Source organism: Clostridium sp. (genome assembly GCF_051650885.1).
Classification (GTDB): Bacteria; Bacillota; Clostridia; order Clostridiales; family Clostridiaceae; genus Clostridium.
The window spans coordinates 1-20,037 of sequence record NZ_JBOFRG010000259.1 but is presented as its reverse complement, the minus strand read 5'-3'; the positions used below and the strand labels follow the sequence as shown (position 1 = coordinate 20,037).

The window sequence follows — 20,037 nt, the reverse complement described above, 5'->3', positions numbered from 1 at the left end:
CATAAAAGTAAATTAATAGAAAAGATTAGTAAAATGAATGATAGTAAATTTAATGAAAAAAGAATGAATAGTTAGAAGTTATTATGGAAATAATATTAAATATAAATAGAGAGGGACAAATAAAATATAGAATTAATATAATATAGAAAAGAGATTTACTTAGATTAATTAGGTTGATATAATATTATATAAATAGTTTTAGGAGGGATAACAATGAAATTAAACCTTAAAGAACTTAGAGAAAAGAAAAACTCGAAAGTGATTTCCTCAAAAGAAGCCTTGAATGATGTTATAAAATTTGATTGGAATGAAGATGTATTATGTGGAGAGAAAAAAGTTATAGTAAAATAATTTCTTTGAAATATATGAAAAAGTACTACTGCTTAAACAAGGCGGTAGTATTTTTTTGTTCTAAGGGATTACATATTAAAAATAGGTTAAAAATAATGATAAATGGTAAAAAAATATTGAACTTTATGTAAATATGGTTATATAATCAAAAGTATATTATTAAAAAGGGGGTATTGTGATGGAGAAGAAGAGAGAGGAGTTTTCCTCTGGTATTGCAGCGTTTCTTGTTGCGCTTAGCTCTGCTGTAGGGCTTGGGAACATATGGATGTTTCCTTTTGTTGTTGGTGAAAATGGTGGGGCTGCATTTATTATTATTTATATTTTATGTATTCTTATTATTGGAATTCCAACTCTTATAAGTGAGTTTGTTGTAGGAAGAACTACAAGAAAGAATATTTATGGAGCAGTTTCTTCTATAACTGAAGAAAAGAAGTTTAGATTAGTAGGAGTAATTGGTATTATTTCATCTTATTTAATGTTGTTTTTCTATACTGTAGTTGCAGGGTGGGTTTACCTTTATTTCTTTAAATCTTTAACAGGAAAGTTTAATGGAATGACTACAGAGAATGCTGCAGCTATGTTTAATGAGGCAAGCTCAGGACCTTTTGGACCAATGTTTTGGCAAGTTATTGTTTTAGTTGTAGTTGGACTTATTTTAGGTCTTGGAGTTAAAAGTGGAATTGAAAGATTAACTAAATTTTTCATGCCAGTTTTAGTTTTATTACTTATAGTTTGTGCAGTTAGAAGTTTAACATTAGATAATGCTATGGAGGGTGTATCATTTTTATTAAAGCCTGATTTTTCTAAGGTGAGTATTGGAATGGTATTATCTGCACTTGGACTTGCATTCTTTAAATTATCAGTAGGAACAGGGTCAATGTATACATATAGTAGTTATTTTACAGATGATAACAACTTAATTAAAACAGGGGCAAAGGTTGCTTTTGCTGATACTTGTGTTTCTATAATAGCAGGACTTGCTATATTTCCAGCAGTATTTTCTTTTGGAATGGAGCCAACTCAAGGTCCTGGACTTTTATTTAATACAGTGCCACTTGTATTCTCGAAAATGCCAGGTGGAAGCATTTTAGCTATAGTATTCTTTTTCTTAACAGCTATGGCAGCTACAATGGCAGCTATATCTATGGTTCAAGTTATTATAGCAACATTTACAGAGGAGTTTAAAATGTCTTTAAAGAAGGCAATAATTATAAATGTAGTAATTATTACACTTGTTGGTTCATTAGCTGCATTATCAGCAAGTCCAGAAGGTGTTTTAGGACATATAAATGTATTTGGATACACATTCTTTGATTTATTTGATAAGGTTACATCTACATTATTATTACCTATAAATGGACTTCTTGTAACTATATTAGTAGGACATTTTGTGGCTAAAAAGACAGTTATAAAGACTCTTACTAATAATGGAACATTAGGAAATGAAAAGTTAGTAAATAATTTATTATTTATCTTAAAATATGTTACTCCAGTACTAATAGTAATAGTTTTCATAAAGACATTTATATAAATAGTATGATATAATTTTAAGAGAATCCATAATGATTTATGGATTCTTTTTAATAATTAAGATTATGGGGATGAAATGATGGATTATAATATATTATTATGCGATGATGAAAAAGAAATTTTAGATGTAGTAGAATTATACTTAAACAAAGAAGGCTTTAATATAATAAAAGCTAAAGATGGAGTAGAAGCACTTAATATAGCTAAAAAAGAAAAAATAGATTTAGCAATTGTAGATATTATGATGCCAAAGATAGATGGATATAGAGTATTAAAAGAAATAAGGAAAGAATCAAATATTCCTATAATACTTTTATCTGCTAAAAGTACAGATGAGGATAAAATAAAAGGATTAGATGTTGGAGCAGATGATTATATAGGAAAGCCTTTTAATCCACTAGAACTTGTAGCAAGAGTTAAAGCACAAATTAGAAGGGGTTACAAGCTTACAGAAGGAGAAAAAGGTGAGAAAGAAATTATAAGAATTGGTGATTTAGAACTTGATAAATATAACGTGAAAGTTAAATTTAAAGGAGAAGATTTAGAGCTTACATCAATAGAGTATAGAATCTTAAAATATTTTATGGAAAATCCAGGTAGAGTATTAACTAAAAATCAAATATTTGAAGAAGTATGGAATGAAAGCTTTTTAGGTGGAGACAATACTATAATGGTTCATATAAGCAGACTAAGAGATAAAATTGAGGATAAAGGAAAAGACTCAAGATATCTAAAAACAATAAGAGGGCTGGGATACAGGTTTGAAAAAAATATTTAGAACAATATTTAAAAGAAGAAGAAAAGAAAAGCTTGTTGTATCAATATTTAAAAGATACATATACTTTGTAATAATTCTTGGAGTTATATGCTCCATTGCATACCTTTATATTGCATTAGAGCTTCCAAAGGTTATAGAAAAAAATAGCTTACCATTAGTAAATATAATTTCAGGTGAGTATGTGGATTACACAACTATAAATACAAAGGAATTAAAAGAGCTTAATGGTGAAATGGAAATTATAAATATGCAAGGGCAGGTTGTAAGAAGATATGGAAAAATTCCAGATGAAAGTAAAGATTATACAAAGGATGAACTTTTAGAACTTGCAACAAGAAAAGAAGAGGGCAACTATGAAATCATTATGAATACAGTGAAAAATAAGGATAATGAGGAGTATTACTGTCTTCTAAGAATTCCAAAGGATAAGATAAGGTTTAGTTTAAACCTTTTTAAAGTTCCTTTTAGTGTAGGAAAGCCTTTTTATAAGGAATATGCTAAAGTAATTTTAGTTGCAGCAGGTGCATCAATTCTTTGTATAATTTTATATAGTCTTTATACAGCAAGAAAGCTTAAAAAACCTTTAATAGAAATAGATAATGCTTTAATAAGTATTATAAATGGAAATTACAGTGAAAAGATACATTTCAATGGTGAAGAGGAATTTGAAGGAGTACGTGATACTTTAAATTATTTAATTGAAAAATTGAATAATAGTGAAGAAGAAAATAGAAGACTTGAAAAATCTAAAAACAAATTACTTTTAGACCTTTCACATGACATAAAAACTCCTATGACAACTATAAAAAGTTATTCAGCAGCTCTTAATGATGGAATGCTTGTAGATGAAGAAAAAAAGAAGCAGTATTACAATGCAATTTATAAAAAGAGTGAAAGGGTAAGTGAGCTTATAGAAGACCTTTTTGAATTTGTAAAGCTTGAAAATAACAGCTTTAAATTTAATTTTATAAGTATAGATGTATGTGAAGTTTTAAGAACAGTTGTAGCTCTTTATTATGAAGAATTTGAAGAAAATCATATTGAACTTCATGTAGATATTCCTGAAAAAGAAATAAAAAGAAAGCTAGATATTAAATTGTTTAAAAGAGCATTAAATAATTTAATCGAAAACTCTCTTAAATATAATGAAACAGGAAAGAATATTTATATTAGTTTAAAGGAAATTGATGAAAAGATAGAGATTACAATAGGTGATGATGGAATTGGTGTTCCAGAGCATATACGTGAAAGTCTTTTTGATGAATTTGTTCGTGGAGATGAAAGCCGAAGAACAGATGGTGGAACAGGGCTTGGTCTTTCAATAACTAAAAAAATAATAGAAAATCATAATGGAACTATTGTCCTTTTAAACAAGGAAAAGGGTGCATTCTTTAAAATAGAGCTTTGACAAATGTCAAGGCTCTATTTTTCTAAATCTTCCATAAAAAGATTAACTGCAATTTTAGAGGAAATTAAAACATTAGAAACACCTGCTCCAGGATGAATAGAATCCCCAGCGAAATAAAGATTCTTTATATTTTTAATGGAAGCTGTAGGTCTAAAAATATCTAACCTTGAAAGAGTTGGCATAAGACCATAGGAAGCACCTCCATAAGAGTTAAAAGCTTTTTCTAAGTCCTTTGGTGTAAAGTTTTTAGAAGATAAAATAAGGGAAGATAAATTCCGCATTTTGAAAAACTCTTCTAAGGCTTTAATGATTAAATCATTTAATTTAGTAATATTTGAATTATTCCAAAAGCTTTTGTCAATATAAAGAAGGTTTGGCACACGCATAAGGATATTTAAGTTTGTTACACCATCTTTAAAAGAATCTTTATAAATATATAAAGAAGAGTTTTTAGGGATTTTTCCATTAAAAAGCTCTTCAATGTTTTCAGAAAAATTCTTATTTATAAGTAGATTATGAGTATTTAAATTTTTAAAATCTTTTTCTATAGATAAATATAAAATAAATGTACCTATAGTTAATTCATCTTTTTCATAATAAGAAAAATCTTTTTTCAAAAGCTTTCTTGGAAAAAGATTTTTAAGTGCATAAGGAAAATCACAGCACAAAAAAGTAACATCACTTTCCAAAGAAGAAGAATCTTTTAAGGTTACTCCAGTGCAAGCGTTCTTTATAAAATTCAAACTAGAAACTTCAGAATTTAAAAGGACTTTTCCACCACGCTTTAAGAAAAGCTTATGAAGTGCCTTAACAAAGCTAGAAATTCCACCATCTATAGATACTAAGCCCTTAGTTATATTTATTAATGGAAGAATTGAAAATACACTAGAGCTTTTAAAAGGAGATATTCCAATAAACATACTTTGAAAAGCTAAAGCATTTACTAGGTTTGTATTTGTAAGATTACTTTTAAAATAATCATATGTATTTTTTAAGGGATGGATAAAAGGTAGACTACGGATTTTTCTTAAAGAAAGAGTAGGGTTCTTTAAAAAATTCTTTTGAAGTCTATCATAATTATTTTTTGCATCTATAACAATGTCTAAATATTCTTCAAAATCATCATTAGTAAAATCACTGGCTAAATCTACTAAGGATGTATGAAAAGTAAGAGGGGGATTATCTAGAAAAAAAGCTTTAAAGGTAGAATTATTGTCTACTATGTTTATGTAATGATAAATATCCTCACCTATATCTCTGAAAAGTTCTTCATAGCACTCGAATAACATTGGGATAGTTGCTGTTAAGTTAAAAAGGTTAAAATCATTTGATAGAAGGCTTGTTTTTCCACCAATAAAGTTATTTTTTTCAAGGATAGTAACAGAGTAGCCTTTGCTTTGAAGCCTAAGGGCAGAAGAAAGACCAGAAATTCCAGCACCAATTACAATGGCAGTTTTCATAAATTTAACCTCCTAAGGTAATATCTTGAGTTTTGTACCAATCTAAAGCTTCAAAAAGGTGTGTTTCTTTAAAGTTCGGCCAAAAGTCATCAATAATATAAAAATCTGAATAAACAGACTGTATAGGTAAAAAACCACTAAGTCGTCTTCTGCCACCCCAACGTATAATCAAATCAATTCTTGAAATGTCCGAAGAGTAGATAGACTTTAAGTTTTCTGATAAGTCCCATTCCCATCCATAGTTAATTAAGAAATTTACTTTAATTCCCCCTTTGCCACAAACTTTACGTTTAGTAAAAGGTAAAAGTTCCTTTGGAAAGTTTTTAGAGCTAGTGTTTCCAAGTACAAGAATTTCAGCATCTTCCTTTGATATAAGATGAACTGACTTTATACAAGCATCTATAAAGGCATCCTTTTGTACAGAAGGCCTTTTTGTATTGTCTAAAGTGAAGCCGTAAAAGGTTAACTCTTCTATATTTAAGTTTTGACATTGTTTAAAAAGTGTAAGTCCAGGCAAAATTCCATAGGTGTAACCTAAATCTTTAGTGAGTCCAATAGAATTTGCAAAACGTCTATTTCCATCAGGAATTATTCCAATATGTTTTGGTAATCTCATAAAAATTCTCCTTTCATTATGAAGATATAATTATTATTAGCAAAAAGAGAAATTTTATCCTGAAAATAAAATATAAATATTGAATATTATGAATAAAGTGTGTATATTAAAAAGGTGAGATTTTTTTGAGGGGGATTTAAAAATGTATAGTGGAGATTTACACAAGGTCATAGAAGGATCAAAGAAAAAAAGAGATTTTTTAGAGGATAATAGAAAAGCGTACATAATGGCAGCTGCTCTTGCAGGGCTTTTTGTTGGAGTAGCTATAATACTTGCTTACACAGTAGGTGCAAAGTTTAATGAATATCATTCACCAGCGACAAAGCTAATTATGGGAATGGTTTTCTCAACAGCATTAGTTTTAGTTATGTTTGCAGGTTCAGAACTTTTTACAGGAAATAATTTTGTTATGGCAGTTGGATATTTTGAGGGACAAGTTACAAGAAAAGATGTTCTTAAAATATGGAGTTTTTGTTATTTAGGAAACTTAATAGGTTCAATAGTTGTAGCAGTGTTATTTCAATTATCAGGACTTAATAAAGGGGTAGTTGCTGAATATATAGTAGAGGGAGCTATGAGTAAAATAAATGTTCCTATGGAACAAATATTAGTTCGTGGTATTCTTTGTAACATATTAGTATGTATTGGAGTTTGGTGCTTTATAAAAATGAAGGATGAGACTGCTAAAATACTTGTAATGACACTTTGTATAATGGTATTCATAACTAGTGGATTTGAGCATAGTGTTGCAAATATGTCTTTATTTACTATGGGATTCTTAGGAGAATATAGCAATCTTATGTCAGTAAATGGTGCACTTATTAATATAATCTTTGCAACTATAGGAAATATTATTGGTGGTGCTTTATTTGTAGGATATCCATATTATTTAATTTCAAAAACAAAAGTTGTAAAATAAAAAAATATGAAAATTTTAAAAGCTAAAAGTTAGAGTGAATCTAGCTTTTAGCTTTTTATTATGTTAAAGTTAAAAATTATAAGAGGTGAATTTAATAGGGGATAATATTATAGTTAAGTAAAATTAAAATTGTATAAAAGATTATACTTTGTCTTAAAATAACTAATGAAGGAGGAGCATGGGTGGTTAATATAGAGATTATAAAAAGACTAGAGGATTTTAAAAATTTAAAGAAAAGTACCTTAATGAAGTTAAGTCTTTATGGGGACTTACTTAAAGTTAGAAAGGGAGAACATATTTTTCGTGATAAGGAAGTTACAAATAATATTTATATTTTAGTAAGTGGGAAGGTTGCTTTATATAAATTTTCTGAAAGCTCATATAAGAAAATAATATTTATACTTGGGGAAAATCAAATATTAAATGAAGTTTTAATTGATGATTTACCAGCATCAGTTAGCTGTGAAGTTTTTGAAGATTGTGAGCTTATAAGCATAAATAAGTTTGACTTTTTAGATATTATGGAAAGTGACTTTGATTTAACCAAGTTAGTGTTAACAGGTCTTAGTAAAAAACTTAGACGTACATATAGACAGATAAAAAATTCAACGCCTTTAAAAATAGAGAAAAGAATAGCTGCTAAACTTTGGAAATTATCCAAGGATTATGGTGTTATGGAAGAAAGAGGTTGTAGAATAAATATCAAAATAAGTGTTACATATTTATCAGAAATGTTTGGAATGCCAAGAGAAACAGTTTCAAGAGGAATTAACTCATTAGTTAAAAGTGGGCTAATTATAAAGGATAACAAGGAAATTATTATAGTTGATAGAGCTAAATTGTCAGAATATTTCAAAGGAGTGTGACAAAGATTACAGTTAAAAGATTGTGAAAAGAATATAATAAGTCTATAAAAAGCATAATTGATGTTTTATGTGTTTAAATTTGGAAGGAGTTTTGTTATGGAGATTCAATTAAGAAGAAAAGATGTAAATAACTTAATAAAAAGTTTAGGACCTAATATTAAAGTTTTTGCACCAAAGGTTTTTGAAGGGGAAGGAAGATTTTCAGAAGTAGATGTTATAAGATATGGAGAAATAAGCGATATATCAGAAATAGTTTTTGATAAAAAATCTGAGTTTTCATCAAAAGAAATAATAACACCAGTAACTCAAACTTTATTTTTCTTTACTGAAGATGAGTTTAAAGAAGCTAAAGGAGAGACACATACACCAGTTATAATACTTAGAAGCTGTGATATGCACGCTATTAAGAGATTTGATGATATATATTTAAATAATGGATTTGAAGATATTTATTATAAAAGAATAAGAGAAAAAGCAAAGTTCATAGTAATGGGATGTCCAAGTAGTTTTGAAAATTGTTTCTGTGTTTCTATGGAAACAAATAAAACAGATAGCTATGATGCATACATAAAAGTAGATGAAGACTTTGTTTACTTAGATATAAAAGATGAAGACATAAAAAATGCTGTAGAGAATCTTGAAAAAGTTCAATGTGAAGTAGAAAAAGAATTTGTTACTTCAAATGAAATAAAGGTAGATATTCCAGATAACATAGATACAAGAATTTTTAAATCTACAATGTGGAATGAATATAATGAAAGATGTATAGCTTGTGGAAGATGTAACTTTGTATGTCCTACATGTACTTGTTACACTATGCAAGATATTTTCTATAAAGATAATGAAAAAGCTGGAGAAAGAAGAAGAGTTTGGGCTTCATGTCAAGTTCCAGGATACACTACTATGGCTGGAGGACACGAGTTTAGAAAGCCTAATGGTGAAAAAATGAGATTTAAAGTAATGCATAAGGTATACGACTATAAAAAGAGATGGGGTTACCATATGTGTACTGGTTGTGGAAGATGTGATGATGTATGTCCACAATATATTAGCATGCCAGGTGCTGTAAACAAATTAAGAAAAGCTATGGATGAGGTGAGTTCAAATGAGTAAAAACGAATATATACCATATGTATCAGAAATATTAGAAGTTATAGAGCATACAGATATAGAATACACATTTAGAATGGAGTATACAGGTGGTAATGTTAAACCAGGACAATTCTTTGAAGTATCAATTCCAAAGTATGGAGAAGCACCAATATCAGTAAGTGGAATAGGTGAAAATTTTATAGATTTAACTATAAGAAGAGTAGGAAAAGTTACAGAAGAAGTATTTAAAAACTACGCTGGAGATAAACTATTTATGAGAGGTCCATACGGAAATGGATTTGACGTAAATGATTATAAAGGTAAAGATATTATAATAGTTGCAGGTGGAACAGGTCTTTCACCAGTAAGAGGGGTTGTAGATTATTTTGCTAAAAATAAAAGCGAGTGCACTAAATCAACTCTTATTGTTGGATTTAAATCTCCAAAGGATGCATTATTTAAAGAAGATTTAAAGGCATGGGAAACTGAGCTAGACAATCTAATCGTAACTGTTGATTCGGCAGAAGAAGGATATAAAGGTCATACAGGACTTGTAACTAAGTACATTCCAGAATTAGAAATAAAAGATATGGATAATGTACAGGTTATAGTTGTAGGACCTCCTATGATGATGAAGTTTACAGTTTTAGAATTCTTAAAAAGAGGAATAAAAGAAGAAAATATTTGGATTTCTCAAGAAAGAAAAATGTGTTGTGGAATAGGTAAATGTGGACACTGTAAAATGGATGATACATATATCTGTTTAGATGGACCAGTATTTAACTACACAAAAGGTAAAAATCTAATAGATTAGTTGTTTGGAGGGAAAACTGTGGATATAAATTTAAAAAAATTAAAAAAGAATGCTTTTAGATATACTAAAGAAAGAGGAATAACTGCTTCAAGAGTAAGAGTTCCTGGAGGACATATTGAAGCAAAATATTTAAAGAGAGTTGCTGAAATTTCAGAAAAGTATGGTGACGGAAGCCTTCATATGACAACTAGACAAGGATTTGAAATTCCAGGAATCAAAATGGAAAATGTAGATAAAGTAAATGAAATGCTTCAAGAAGTAATTGAAGGATTAGAAATAAATCAAGTTCAAGAGGGAACAGGATATTCAGCAGCAGGAACAAGAAACGTATCTGCTTGTATAGGAAATAAAGTTTGTCCTTTTGGTAACTATAACACTACTGATTTTGCAAAGAAAATTGAAAAAGAAATTTTCCCAAATGATTTACACTTTAAAATTGCATTAACAGGATGTCCAAATGACTGTATTAAAGCTAGAATGCATGACTTTGGTATAATAGGAATGACTGAACCTCAGTATGATTTTAATAGATGTATAAGCTGTAATGCTTGTGTTAAAGCTTGTAAAAAGAAAGCAACTGGAGCTTTAACTATGGAAAATTATAAAATAGTAAGAGATCCAATGAAATGTATAGGATGTGGGCAATGTGTAGTTGAGTGTCCTACAAGAGCTTGGACAAGAAGCAAGGAAAGATATTATAGATTAGCTATAATGGGAAGAACAGGAAAGAAAAATCCAAGACTTGCAGAAGACTTCTTAATTTGGGCTGATGAAGAAAGTATTATGAAGATAATATTAAACACATATAAATATGTTAAAGAATATATTTTAAAAGATGCTCCAGAAGGAAAAGAACATATAGGATATATTATAGACAGAACAGGCTTTATGGAATGGAAAAAATGGGCTCTTGAAGGAGTTACATTAAGTGATAAAGCAATGGTTAAAAATAATGTATATTGGAATGGAATAAAATATCCAAATACTCAAAACTATTAAAAGAAAAGCTTCCTAAAAGAGATAAACTCTTTAGGAAGTTTTTTTTATAGTAAAAGCTTTTAAGAAATAAGAAAATTAAATTTTTATTTTAAAGGAGTAATTAAATCTTCTTTATTAATAGAAAGTTTAAAAAAATATGTTTTAATATAGATAAAACTTATATATGATATAGACAGAAAGAATAAAATTACTTTTAGAAAATATGGTAAAATATATATATAAAAGTAAAATGGATAAGAAGAGAGATGGCTATGATAGGATTAATTGGTATTAAAAAAGAAACACCTTTAGAAATAAGAGAAAAATTTTCTATAAGTAATAAAAAACGTGAAAAAGCTTTAGAACTTTTAAAAAGTGAAGTAGAAGAAATAGTAGTGCTTAGCACTTGTAATAGAACAGAAATTTATTTTAATCATTTTTTAGAGGATAAAGAAATATTAAAAAAAATTTTTGAGGCTTTTGAATTTGATAAATCTCTTATGGATTACATATTTATAGCAAGAGGGGATACTTCCATACATCATTTATTTAAAGTTATATGTGGATTTCATTCTAAAATTTTAGGAGAAGATCAAATTTTAGGACAAATAAAAGATGCGTATTCATATAGCTTAGAGAAAAAATTAATAAAGGATAAGCTTTTAAGACTTTTTACAGAAGCTATAACTTGTGGAAAAAGATTCAGATATGAAGCAAAGCTTTATGAAATACCAGTTTCATCAGCATCAATAAGTGTTAATAAATGTATTGATGATAATTTAGAAAAAATAATGGTTTTAGGTTATGGGGATGTAGGAAGCCTCCTTGTTAAAAATCTTTTATCTCATAAGAATATACAGGAAATTTATATTGTAGTTAGAGATAAATCTAAGGTTTCTGTGGAAGACAGGCGTGTAACAGTATTAAATTTTGACCAGAAAAATAAGATTATAAATGAGATGGATGCTATAATCTCTTGCACATCAGCACCACATCCTGTAGTTAAATATGATGATTTAAATGAAGAGGGAAAAAAGATACAAATATTTGATTTAGCACTTCCAAGAGATGTAGATTTAAGACTTTATGAAAACGAGAGATTTTCTATTTTAAATATTGACAATATAAGTAAAATAGATGATAAAAATAAAGAGCTTAGAAAAGAAAGAATGGAAGAATATAAATTTATAATAGATAGATATATAAATGAGTATAATGAATGGCTTAAAATAAAAGAAATTGCACCTATTATAAAAGAAATAAGAGAAAAAGAAAAAGACGAAGTTGAAAAAAGGTATAGTACATATAAAAGAAAAACAAATAAAGAAGAAAAAATAGTGAAAAAAATGTTAGAAAGCATGGGAAACACCTATGCAAGTCGTGCAATAGAAGTTTTAAAAGAGGAAGCTTTGAAGGGAAGGGAAGATGAATGCTTAAAAATACTAGAGAAGATTTTCCTTTAGAATATTTAAATATAGGAGTTTTAAGCGAAAGAATAAATATTTTAGTTATAGGTGGAGGACGTGGAAGTTTTATAAAGCTTAAAAATCTTCTTAAAACAAAAGCAAAGATTACAGTCCTTAGTGAAAGCTTTATAGAAGAAATAGAAGCTTTAAAGGATATAACTAAAATAAAAGATAAGTATGATAAAAAGTATTTAAAGGGATATAAATTAATTATTATTTGTATAGATAATGAAGAAGTTTTAAAAACTATAATGGAAGACTGTGATAAGTTAGATAAGTTATATTTAAATTGTAGTGATGGATTAAATGGAGATTTTATAATTCAAACAACTATAAATACAAAAAATATAAATGTTGGATTAAATACAAAAAATAAAAATCCAAAGGGTTCAGTATATTTAAGGGAAACTTTAAAAAAAGAAATAGAAAGTTTAGACTTTTTTATAGAATATACAAGTAATATTAGAAATAAAATAAAGGTTAGAGATGATAAAAAGGAAATATTAGATTTTATTCATAATGATGATTTTAAATATATGTTTGATAAAGGTAAAGGGGATTATATCTTGAAAATGTTTTTTGAAGATATAATTTAAGATAGGTGGAAAAATGAAGTATATAGTAGGAACAAGAAAATCAATTTTAGCACAAGTTCAAGCAGATTATGTTATTAAGCTTTTAAAAGAAAAGCTTAATTTAGAAGGTGAAAAATTCTTAATGGTTACAGAAGGAGATAGAAGACTTGATGTAGCGTTAAACAAGATAGGTGGAAAAGGTCTTTTTATAAAAGAAATTGAATATGCCCTTTTAGATAAAAGAACACATCTAGCAGTTCATAGCATGAAGGATGTACCTTATAAATTAGAAGATGAATTTACTCTTGTAGCAATGCCAGAGAGAGAAGATATAAGAGATGTATTAGTTTCAAATGGAACTCTTTTAAAGGATATAAAAAAGGGTGGAAAAATAGGAACATCAAGTATAAGAAGAATAGAAATGCTTAAAAGAATGAGACCAGACTTAGAGGTTGTTCCTATACGTGGAAATGTACAAACAAGACTTAAAAAGATGGAAGAGCAAGGGTTAGACGGTATAATCTTAGCAGCAGCAGGACTTAAAAGACTTAACATGGAAGATATTATAACAGAATATTTTGACCCTAAAGAATTTTTACCAGCAGTAGGGCAAGGAGCACTTGGAATAGAATGTCTTAAAGATTTTGAAGGAATAGAAACTTTAAGAAAGTTAGATAATAAAGAAGTTAGACTTAGAGTGGAAGCTGAAAGAAGCTTTATGAAAAGACTTCAAGGTGATTGTCATAGTTTAATTGGAATATATTCAGAGGTAATAGGAGATGAACTTTACTTAAAAGGAACTTTTAAAGTAAATGGAAAGCTTGTTATAAAAGAAATTAGAGGAAACAAAAGAGATAATATAAATCTTGGAGAAAAATTAGGGGAAGAAATTTTAAAAGGATAGGTGAGGAAAAATGGCAGGAAAAGCGTATTTAATTGGAGCAGGACCTTTAGATGAAGAACTTTTAACTTTAAAAGGAAAAAGAGTTTTAGAAAAATGTACAGCAGTAGTTTATGATAGATTAGTTTCAACAAATGTTTTAAACTTTTTAAATGAGACTTGCGAAACATATTATTGTGGTAAAAAGCCAAATGCTCATTCAATGAAACAAGAAGAAATAAATGAGCTTTTAGTAAAGCTTGTTAAAGAAGGGCATATAGTAGGAAGAATAAAAGGTGGAGACCCTTACGTATTTGGACGTGGAGGAGAAGAAGCACTAGCTCTTTTAGAAGAAGGACTAGAGTTTGAAGTAGTGCCAGGAGTTACCTCACCAGTATCAGTTTTAAACTATGCAGGTATTCCTATAACTCATAGAGGGATAGCACAAAGCTTTCATATAGTAACAGGAATGTCAGCTAAAAATTTAAATGTAAACTTTGAAGCTTTAGCAAAGGAAAATGGAACATTAGTGTTTATGATGGGGCTTGAAAATATAGATATTATAACTAGTGAGCTTATAAAGTATGGAAAAGATAAAAATACTAAAAGTGCCATAGTTATGAAAGGAACTTCTTCAAAACAAAAGAAAGTGATTGGAACTTTAGAAAATATAGGTGTATTAGCTAAAGAAAATAACTTAGAGTCTCCTTGTATTATAGTTGTAGGAGATGTTGTTTCATTAAGTGATAAGTTAGATTGGTTTATAAAAAAACCATTATTCTCTAAAAATATTTGTATAACAAGAAGCAAAGAGCAGTCTTCTAATTTAAAAAATAATTTAAAAGACTTAGGTGCATATGTAACAGAAATAAACTCAATAAAAGTTAAAAGCATGAGTGAAAATTTAGAAAGTTACTTAGATATATTAGAAGGTTACAATCATATACTTTTCACATCTGTTAATGGAGTAAATGAGTTTTTTGAATATTTAATAGAAAAAGAGTATGATATAAGAAATATAAGAGGAGACTTTTATGCAGTAGGAAAAGCTACTAAAAAAGCTTTATTAAAAAGAGGAATAATTCCAAAGAAAACTGCTAAAACTTTTGTAGCTGAAGGTCTTTTTGAAGAAGTAAAAGATTTAATATCAAAGGATGATAGAGTTTTAATTCCTACATCTCTAAAGGCTAGAAACTTTTTAGAAGAAAGGATTAAAGGCTTAGGTGCAGTAGTTGATAGAGTAAATATTTATGATACTATACGTGGAAATCTTTTTGATGATAGAGCCTTTGAAGATGTTGATTATGTTTTATATACAAGTCCTACAACAGTATTTAATATGATAGAACTTTTTGGATTAGAAAAGCTAAAGATGAAAAAAGCTATAGCAATAGGACCTAAAACAAGAGAAGCACTAGAGGAAAACAACATAGAAAGTCTTATGTGCAAAACTCATTCAGAAGAAGGATTCTTAAAAGAAATAGTAAACTTAATATAAAAAGGATGTGTTTTTAATGATAAAAAGAGGAAGAAGATTAAGAATAAACGAAAGTATGAGAAGTTTAGTTCGCGAAACTACACTTTCACCATCAGATTTTATTTTTCCTATATTTGTAGTTGAAGGAGAAAATATAAAATCAGAAATATCTTCTTTAAAGGGGATATATCATTATTCAGTAGATAGATTAAATGAAGTTGTAGAAGAAGTAGAGAGTTTAGGGGTTAAAGGAATAATGGTATTTGGAATTCCAGAGCATAAAGATTGCTGTGGAAGTGAAGCCTTTAATGAAGAAGGAATAGTTCAAAAAGCTGTACGTAAAATAAAGGAGCTTAGTAAAAATATTTTAGTAGTTACAGATGTTTGTATGTGTGAATATACAAGTCATGGACATTGTGGAATTTTAGATGGTGAATATGTTGATAACGATAAAACTTTAGAATATTTAGAAAAGATAGCATTATCACATGCAAAAGCTGGAGCTGATATAATAGCACCATCAGATATGATGGATGGAAGAGTTAGAGCTATAAGAGAAATATTAGATAATAATGGATTTGTTAATATTCCTATTATGAGTTATTCAGCTAAATATTGCTCAGCTTATTATGGACCATTTAGAGAAGCTGCAAACTCTGCACCAAGCTTTGGTGATAGAAAAACTTATCAAATGGACCCAGCAAATAGACTAGAAGCTATAAGAGAAGTAAAAGAAGATATAGAAGAAGGAGCAGATATTGTAATGGTAAAACCAGCTCTTTCATATTTAGATATAATAAGAGAAGTACGTGATCGTGTAGACCTTCCTCTTGCAGCCTATAATGTTAGTGGAGAGTATGCAATGATAAAATCAGCAGCTAGCTTAGGATTAATAGATGAAGAAAGAGTAATTATAGAAACTTTAACATCTATGAAAAGAGCAGGAGCAGATATAATAATAACTTATCATGCATTAGAAGCTAGTAAAATTTTAAATAGATAGGGAGGGGAAAAGGTTATGAATAAAGAAATATTTGAAAAATCTAAAAAGGTTATGCCAGGTGGAGTAAACAGTCCTGTAAGATCTTTTAATGGAATAGGAATAACTCCTAAAATTATAAAGTCAGGTTATGGAGTTAATATAATAGATGAAGAAAATAAAGAATATATAGATTTTGTTTTAGCATGGGGACCTATGATACTAGGACATTCTGATAAAGATGTAGTAAAAGCTATAAGTGATACGGCAAAAGATATGATAGCCTTTGGAGCACCAACAAAAGGTGAACTAGATATGGCAGAATTTTTAACAGAAGAAATAGATGCTTTAGAAATGATAAGAATGGTAAACTCAGGAACAGAAGCTACTATGAGTGCAGTAAAGCTAGCTAGAGGATTTACAAAGAGAGATAAAATAGTAAAATTTGCAGGATGTTATCATGGACATTTTGATGGATTCTTAATAGAAGCAGGTTCAGGAGTACTTACAGATGGAATAGCTGGTTCTCTTGGAGTTCCAGAAAATATTGTAGAAGATACTATTATTGCAAGATACAATGATGAAGAAAATATAAAAGAAATATTCAAAAAATATGGAAATGAAATAGCTTGTGTTATTATAGAGCCTGTTGCAGGAAATATGGGAGTAATAAAAGCTAAGGCTAGCTTTATGAAAACTTTAAGAGAAGAGTGTACAAAGAATGGTTCACTTCTTATATTTGATGAGGTTATGAGTGGATTTAGAGCAAGTTACTTAGGTGCATCAAAGTACTTTAAAGAAAAGCCAGACTTAGTAACTTACGCTAAAATAATAGGTGGAGGTCTTCCTTGTGGAGCATATGGAGGAAGAGCAGACATAATGCAAAACCTAGCACCTCTTGGTGGAGTATATCAAGCAGGAACAATGTCAGGAAATCCTATTGTAGTAAAGGCAGGTCTTTCTACATTAAATAAATTAAAAGAAAATAAAGATGTTTATTATGCACATATAGAAGAAATCGGTGAAATGCTTACAAAAGGTGTAAAAGAAATATCAGAAAAAAATAATATTAATGTATCTATTAATAGAGTAGGTGGAATGCTTACTATATTCTTTACAGATGAAAAAGAAGTAGACACATATGAGAAAGTTAAAAAATGTGATACAGATAGATTTAAAAGATACTTTATCCATATGATAGAAAATGGATTTAATATACCACCATCACAGTTTGAAGCAGTATTTTTATCAGTACTTCACAATGAAGAGCATATAAATAAGTTTCTAAAAGCATATGAAGAGTTCTGTATAAAGGAAAATTCATAATGAAAGAATGTATTTTAATTTCTGCTTTTGGAACTTCTACAATAGAAGGATATGAGGGGATTTTTAATCCCTTCATAAAAGAATTAGAAGAAAAGTTTAAAAGAGATGTATTTATAGGATTTACATCAGAAAGAATAATAAACAAGCTAAAAGATTCTAGAATAAAAAGTGTAGAAGAAAAGCTAAAAGAAATAAAAGATAAGGGATATGAAAAGATAATAGTAATAAAGCTTATCTTATCCGATGGAAAAGAAAATAGAAAAATAAATTTAATCTTAGATAAATATAAGTTGGATTTTAAAGAAATAATAATGACTAATCCTATTTTAGAATACAAAAATGAATTTATAGATAATTGCTTAGAAGGTGAAGATATTACAATTTTAATATCTCATGGAAGAGAAGACGATGTTTTTGATTATATAAGTGAAGATTTTAAAAAGACTCTTAATGAAAATTATAAAAACTTTAGATTTTTAAGCTTAAATAAAAAAGATGAAGCAGTAGAAACAATAAAGAGTTTAAAAAATGAAAATATAATTAAAGTTAAGTTTAAACCACTTCTTCTAACAAGTGGATATCATTTTAAAAAAGATATTTATGGAGTACATGGAGATAGCTTTAAAAAGAGATTTTTAGAAGAGGGCATAGAAGTTGTAGATATAAATACAGGTCTTCTTATGGATAGAGAATTTAAAAGCTTTATAATAGAAAAATTAAAAAAATTCCTTTAAAGATTTTTTCTTTAAAGGAATTTTTTTAGTTTTTATAAGTCGTCAGAATCAGCCTCTTCACCATAAGCAACTGGACTCTTATTAGAAAAACTTGTATTGTTATAGTCTATAAAAGTACCATCTTTCTCCTTGTTTAAAGGTTCATTAGAACAATTACAAGAACTACAATTTGATTTTAAGCTTGATAAAGGTACAGGATGTATCATGTCTTCACTTGTAAGTTTTTTTGAATGACAATTGCAATTACAATGAGATTTTTTCTTCATAACATTCCCTCCTAAAAGAAATTAAAATATTTTATCAAATTTAATTTGTGTATGAAATGTTTACATTATTCTACAAAAGTTCAAAAAGTTAAAGACAAAAGAGTTAGTTTATGGTAACATATACATATAGTAAGAGGAGAGGGGTTTTTTATAATATGCCAGAAATAACACCAGACATGCAAAGAATGATGCTAGGTATTTTAGTAGTATCATTAGTACTTGGAATTATAAACTATATTTTAACAGGACTTGCAATTTTTAAAGTTTCTAAAAAAGAAGGATTAGACAAGCCTTGGCTTGGATGGATTCCATTAGGGAATTTTTATCAACTTATAAGACTTGGAAAAGGAAACCAATTTTTCTTAATAGCTTTAGTTGCAGTTATGATATTTGCACAACCTATTAATGGATTTATAAAAATATTAGGAATAATATCAGCAGTTATTTATGTAGGATATATGATGTATATGTATTATAGAATATGTGATAGATATAACATTAGTTTTGTATTTATTGCAGCAGGTTCAGCCGCTGTTATCTGTCTTTTAATACCAGCACTTGGAGGGCTTACAATACCAGCTCTTTTAGTTGGAATGTATGGTCAATTTAACCTTGCAAGAAAAATTGATAAGGTTGATTTAACTAAAGGAAGAAAAATAGAAACAAAAGTAACAACTGGAAATAAGAAAAAGAAAAAATAAAGAATATAAAGATTACATAAGGAAAAAAGTATGTAGTCTTTTTTTTATAAGTAGATTAATATATAATAAAGGTATAGAAAAAAGCTTTAAGGAGGCCTTGAATATGGATGAAGGAAAAGTAATAGACTTTGGAGAATTAAAAAACAAAGTAAGAGAAGATGATGTAGATAAATTTGAAGGATATATGTTTGATTTATTTTATAAAACACAATCAGGTTCAATGAACATGGCTGAATATGCACAAGAAATAAGTAAGTACATGGCAGAGAATAATATATCAGAAACTAAATTATTTGAAATACAAAAAAAGATGATGGGAAGATACGGTTTTGATTTAAGTGGTCTTGAAGGTTCAATGAATATGTTTGGACTTGATAAAGAAGCTATAAACACATCATATGAAGATACGAGAAAGAAATTAAGCTTTGAAGAAAAGTATAACAAAAAAATAGAAAAGAAAATGATAGAAGAATATAAAATAAAAAATGATATAAATGAAGTTTCTATAAGCTTAGAAAAAGAAAATGTAACATTAGTAAGTGAAAAAGAAATAGACTTAACAGACAATGAACTAAATGAGTTTTTATGTTCTTATAAAAAGGTTATAGGAGATAAAAAATTAAATATAAAAATTTGTAGTAATACTAAAACCTATGAATATTAAAATAAAGGGATGCAAAAAATGCATCCCTTTATTTATTTTCTAATTAAATCAATAGTATTAAGTTTTCGTAGCTTTAAAACCAGTGGAGTTGTAATAGTCAGAATTATGACTATTATAAAGGCTAGAATAATAAGTATAAAACTAAATGTATATTGAA

21 protein-coding genes are annotated in these 20,037 nt (G+C 28.1%); 18 read left to right on the top strand and 3 right to left on the bottom strand.

Features of this window, described 5'->3' with window-relative positions; all coding sequences use genetic code 11:
* The first annotated feature begins 213 nt into the window (after positions 1-213).
* From ACRC28_RS12475 to ACRC28_RS12460, 4 genes are all read left to right on the top strand, one after another.
* Positions 214-351: a hypothetical protein gene (locus ACRC28_RS12475; protein ID WP_438543774.1), complete on the top strand. Its 138-nt coding sequence runs from the start codon at positions 214-216 to the stop codon at positions 349-351.
* 178 nt (positions 352-529) lie between these two features.
* A complete protein-coding gene (locus ACRC28_RS12470; RefSeq protein ID WP_438543773.1) occupies positions 530-1,882 on the top strand; it encodes a sodium-dependent transporter in 1,353 nt (450 codons plus the stop codon).
* 78 nt (positions 1,883-1,960) lie between these two features.
* The gene (locus ACRC28_RS12465) at positions 1,961-2,659 is read left to right on the top strand and encodes a response regulator transcription factor (RefSeq protein WP_438543772.1); all 699 of its coding nucleotides are present in this window, start codon (positions 1,961-1,963) and stop codon (positions 2,657-2,659) included.
* Positions 2,643-4,067, top strand: coding sequence for an ATP-binding protein (locus ACRC28_RS12460; protein ID WP_438543771.1), 1,425 nt, complete (start codon positions 2,643-2,645; stop codon positions 4,065-4,067). Before ACRC28_RS12465 ends, ACRC28_RS12460 begins: the two co-directional genes overlap by 17 nt.
* Positions 4,068-4,081: 14 nt before the next feature.
* Here ACRC28_RS12460 and ACRC28_RS12455 read toward each other — a convergent pair whose 3' ends face one another.
* Together ACRC28_RS12455 and ACRC28_RS12450 are read right to left on the bottom strand one after the other, a co-directional pair.
* On the bottom strand, positions 4,082-5,527 hold the full coding sequence (locus tag ACRC28_RS12455; protein ID WP_438543770.1) for a phytoene desaturase family protein: 1,446 nt from the start codon (positions 5,525-5,527) through the stop codon (positions 4,082-4,084).
* 4 nt (positions 5,528-5,531) lie between these two features.
* Entirely contained in the window at positions 5,532-6,143 is a 612-nt protein-coding gene (locus ACRC28_RS12450) for an undecaprenyl diphosphate synthase family protein (RefSeq protein WP_438543769.1), read from the bottom strand.
* A 142-nt stretch (positions 6,144-6,285) separates the two neighbouring features.
* On the opposite strand from ACRC28_RS12450, the gene ACRC28_RS12445 reads away from it, so the two are divergent.
* From ACRC28_RS12445 to ACRC28_RS12390, 12 genes are all read left to right on the top strand, one after another.
* Positions 6,286-7,062, top strand: a complete 777-nt coding sequence (locus ACRC28_RS12445; RefSeq protein WP_438543768.1) for a formate/nitrite transporter family protein — start codon at positions 6,286-6,288, stop codon at positions 7,060-7,062.
* A 182-nt stretch (positions 7,063-7,244) separates the two neighbouring features.
* Positions 7,245-7,928 carry a Crp/Fnr family transcriptional regulator gene (locus ACRC28_RS12440; RefSeq protein ID WP_438543767.1) on the top strand — a complete coding sequence of 228 codons (684 nt, stop codon included), beginning with the start codon at positions 7,245-7,247 and terminating at the stop codon, positions 7,926-7,928.
* Between the two features lie 96 nt (positions 7,929-8,024).
* The gene (gene asrA / locus ACRC28_RS12435) at positions 8,025-9,041 is read left to right on the top strand and encodes an anaerobic sulfite reductase subunit AsrA (protein WP_438543766.1); all 1,017 of its coding nucleotides are present in this window, start codon (positions 8,025-8,027) and stop codon (positions 9,039-9,041) included.
* Positions 9,034-9,834 (top strand): anaerobic sulfite reductase subunit AsrB, encoded by an 801-nt coding sequence (gene asrB / locus ACRC28_RS12430; protein WP_438543765.1) that lies wholly within the window; start codon positions 9,034-9,036, stop codon positions 9,832-9,834. The genes asrA and asrB overlap by 8 nt, the downstream gene beginning before the upstream one ends.
* 18 nt (positions 9,835-9,852) lie before the next feature.
* Positions 9,853-10,833: a sulfite reductase subunit C gene (asrC, locus tag ACRC28_RS12425; protein ID WP_438543764.1), complete on the top strand. Its 981-nt coding sequence runs from the start codon at positions 9,853-9,855 to the stop codon at positions 10,831-10,833.
* Positions 10,834-11,084: 251 nt separating this feature from the next.
* Positions 11,085-12,275 carry a glutamyl-tRNA reductase gene (hemA, locus tag ACRC28_RS12420; RefSeq protein WP_438543763.1) on the top strand — a complete coding sequence of 397 codons (1,191 nt, stop codon included), beginning with the start codon at positions 11,085-11,087 and terminating at the stop codon, positions 12,273-12,275.
* Positions 12,242-12,874, top strand: coding sequence for an NAD(P)-dependent oxidoreductase (locus tag ACRC28_RS12415; protein WP_438543762.1), 633 nt, complete (start codon positions 12,242-12,244; stop codon positions 12,872-12,874). Before hemA ends, ACRC28_RS12415 begins: the two co-directional genes overlap by 34 nt.
* 13 nt (positions 12,875-12,887) lie before the next feature.
* The gene (gene hemC / locus ACRC28_RS12410) at positions 12,888-13,757 is read left to right on the top strand and encodes a hydroxymethylbilane synthase (RefSeq protein ID WP_438543761.1); all 870 of its coding nucleotides are present in this window, start codon (positions 12,888-12,890) and stop codon (positions 13,755-13,757) included.
* Between the two features lie 10 nt (positions 13,758-13,767).
* Complete coding sequence (gene cobA, locus ACRC28_RS12405) at positions 13,768-15,231, top strand: uroporphyrinogen-III C-methyltransferase (protein ID WP_438543760.1); 1,464 nt, start codon at positions 13,768-13,770, stop codon at positions 15,229-15,231.
* 16 nt (positions 15,232-15,247) lie between these two features.
* Positions 15,248-16,213 (top strand): porphobilinogen synthase, encoded by a 966-nt coding sequence (gene hemB, locus ACRC28_RS12400; protein WP_438543759.1) that lies wholly within the window; start codon positions 15,248-15,250, stop codon positions 16,211-16,213.
* 15 nt (positions 16,214-16,228) lie between these two features.
* Positions 16,229-17,515, top strand: a complete 1,287-nt coding sequence (gene hemL, locus ACRC28_RS12395) for a glutamate-1-semialdehyde 2,1-aminomutase (protein ID WP_438543758.1) — start codon at positions 16,229-16,231, stop codon at positions 17,513-17,515.
* Positions 17,515-18,249, top strand: coding sequence for a sirohydrochlorin cobaltochelatase (locus ACRC28_RS12390; protein ID WP_438543757.1), 735 nt, complete (start codon positions 17,515-17,517; stop codon positions 18,247-18,249). Before hemL ends, ACRC28_RS12390 begins: the two co-directional genes overlap by 1 nt.
* A gap of 32 nt (positions 18,250-18,281) precedes the next feature.
* Here the strand turns inward: ACRC28_RS12390 and ACRC28_RS12385 are convergent, their stop codons facing one another.
* Entirely contained in the window at positions 18,282-18,515 is a 234-nt protein-coding gene (locus tag ACRC28_RS12385) for a hypothetical protein (RefSeq protein WP_438543756.1), read from the bottom strand.
* Positions 18,516-18,670: 155 nt separating this feature from the next.
* On the opposite strand from ACRC28_RS12385, the gene ACRC28_RS12380 reads away from it, so the two are divergent.
* Both ACRC28_RS12380 and ACRC28_RS12375 read left to right on the top strand, forming a co-directional pair.
* Positions 18,671-19,216, top strand: coding sequence for a hypothetical protein (locus ACRC28_RS12380; RefSeq protein WP_438543755.1), 546 nt, complete (start codon positions 18,671-18,673; stop codon positions 19,214-19,216).
* Positions 19,217-19,319: 103 nt separating this feature from the next.
* The gene (locus tag ACRC28_RS12375) at positions 19,320-19,880 is read left to right on the top strand and encodes a DUF3867 family protein (protein WP_438543754.1); all 561 of its coding nucleotides are present in this window, start codon (positions 19,320-19,322) and stop codon (positions 19,878-19,880) included.
* Positions 19,881-20,037 lie beyond the last annotated feature (157 nt).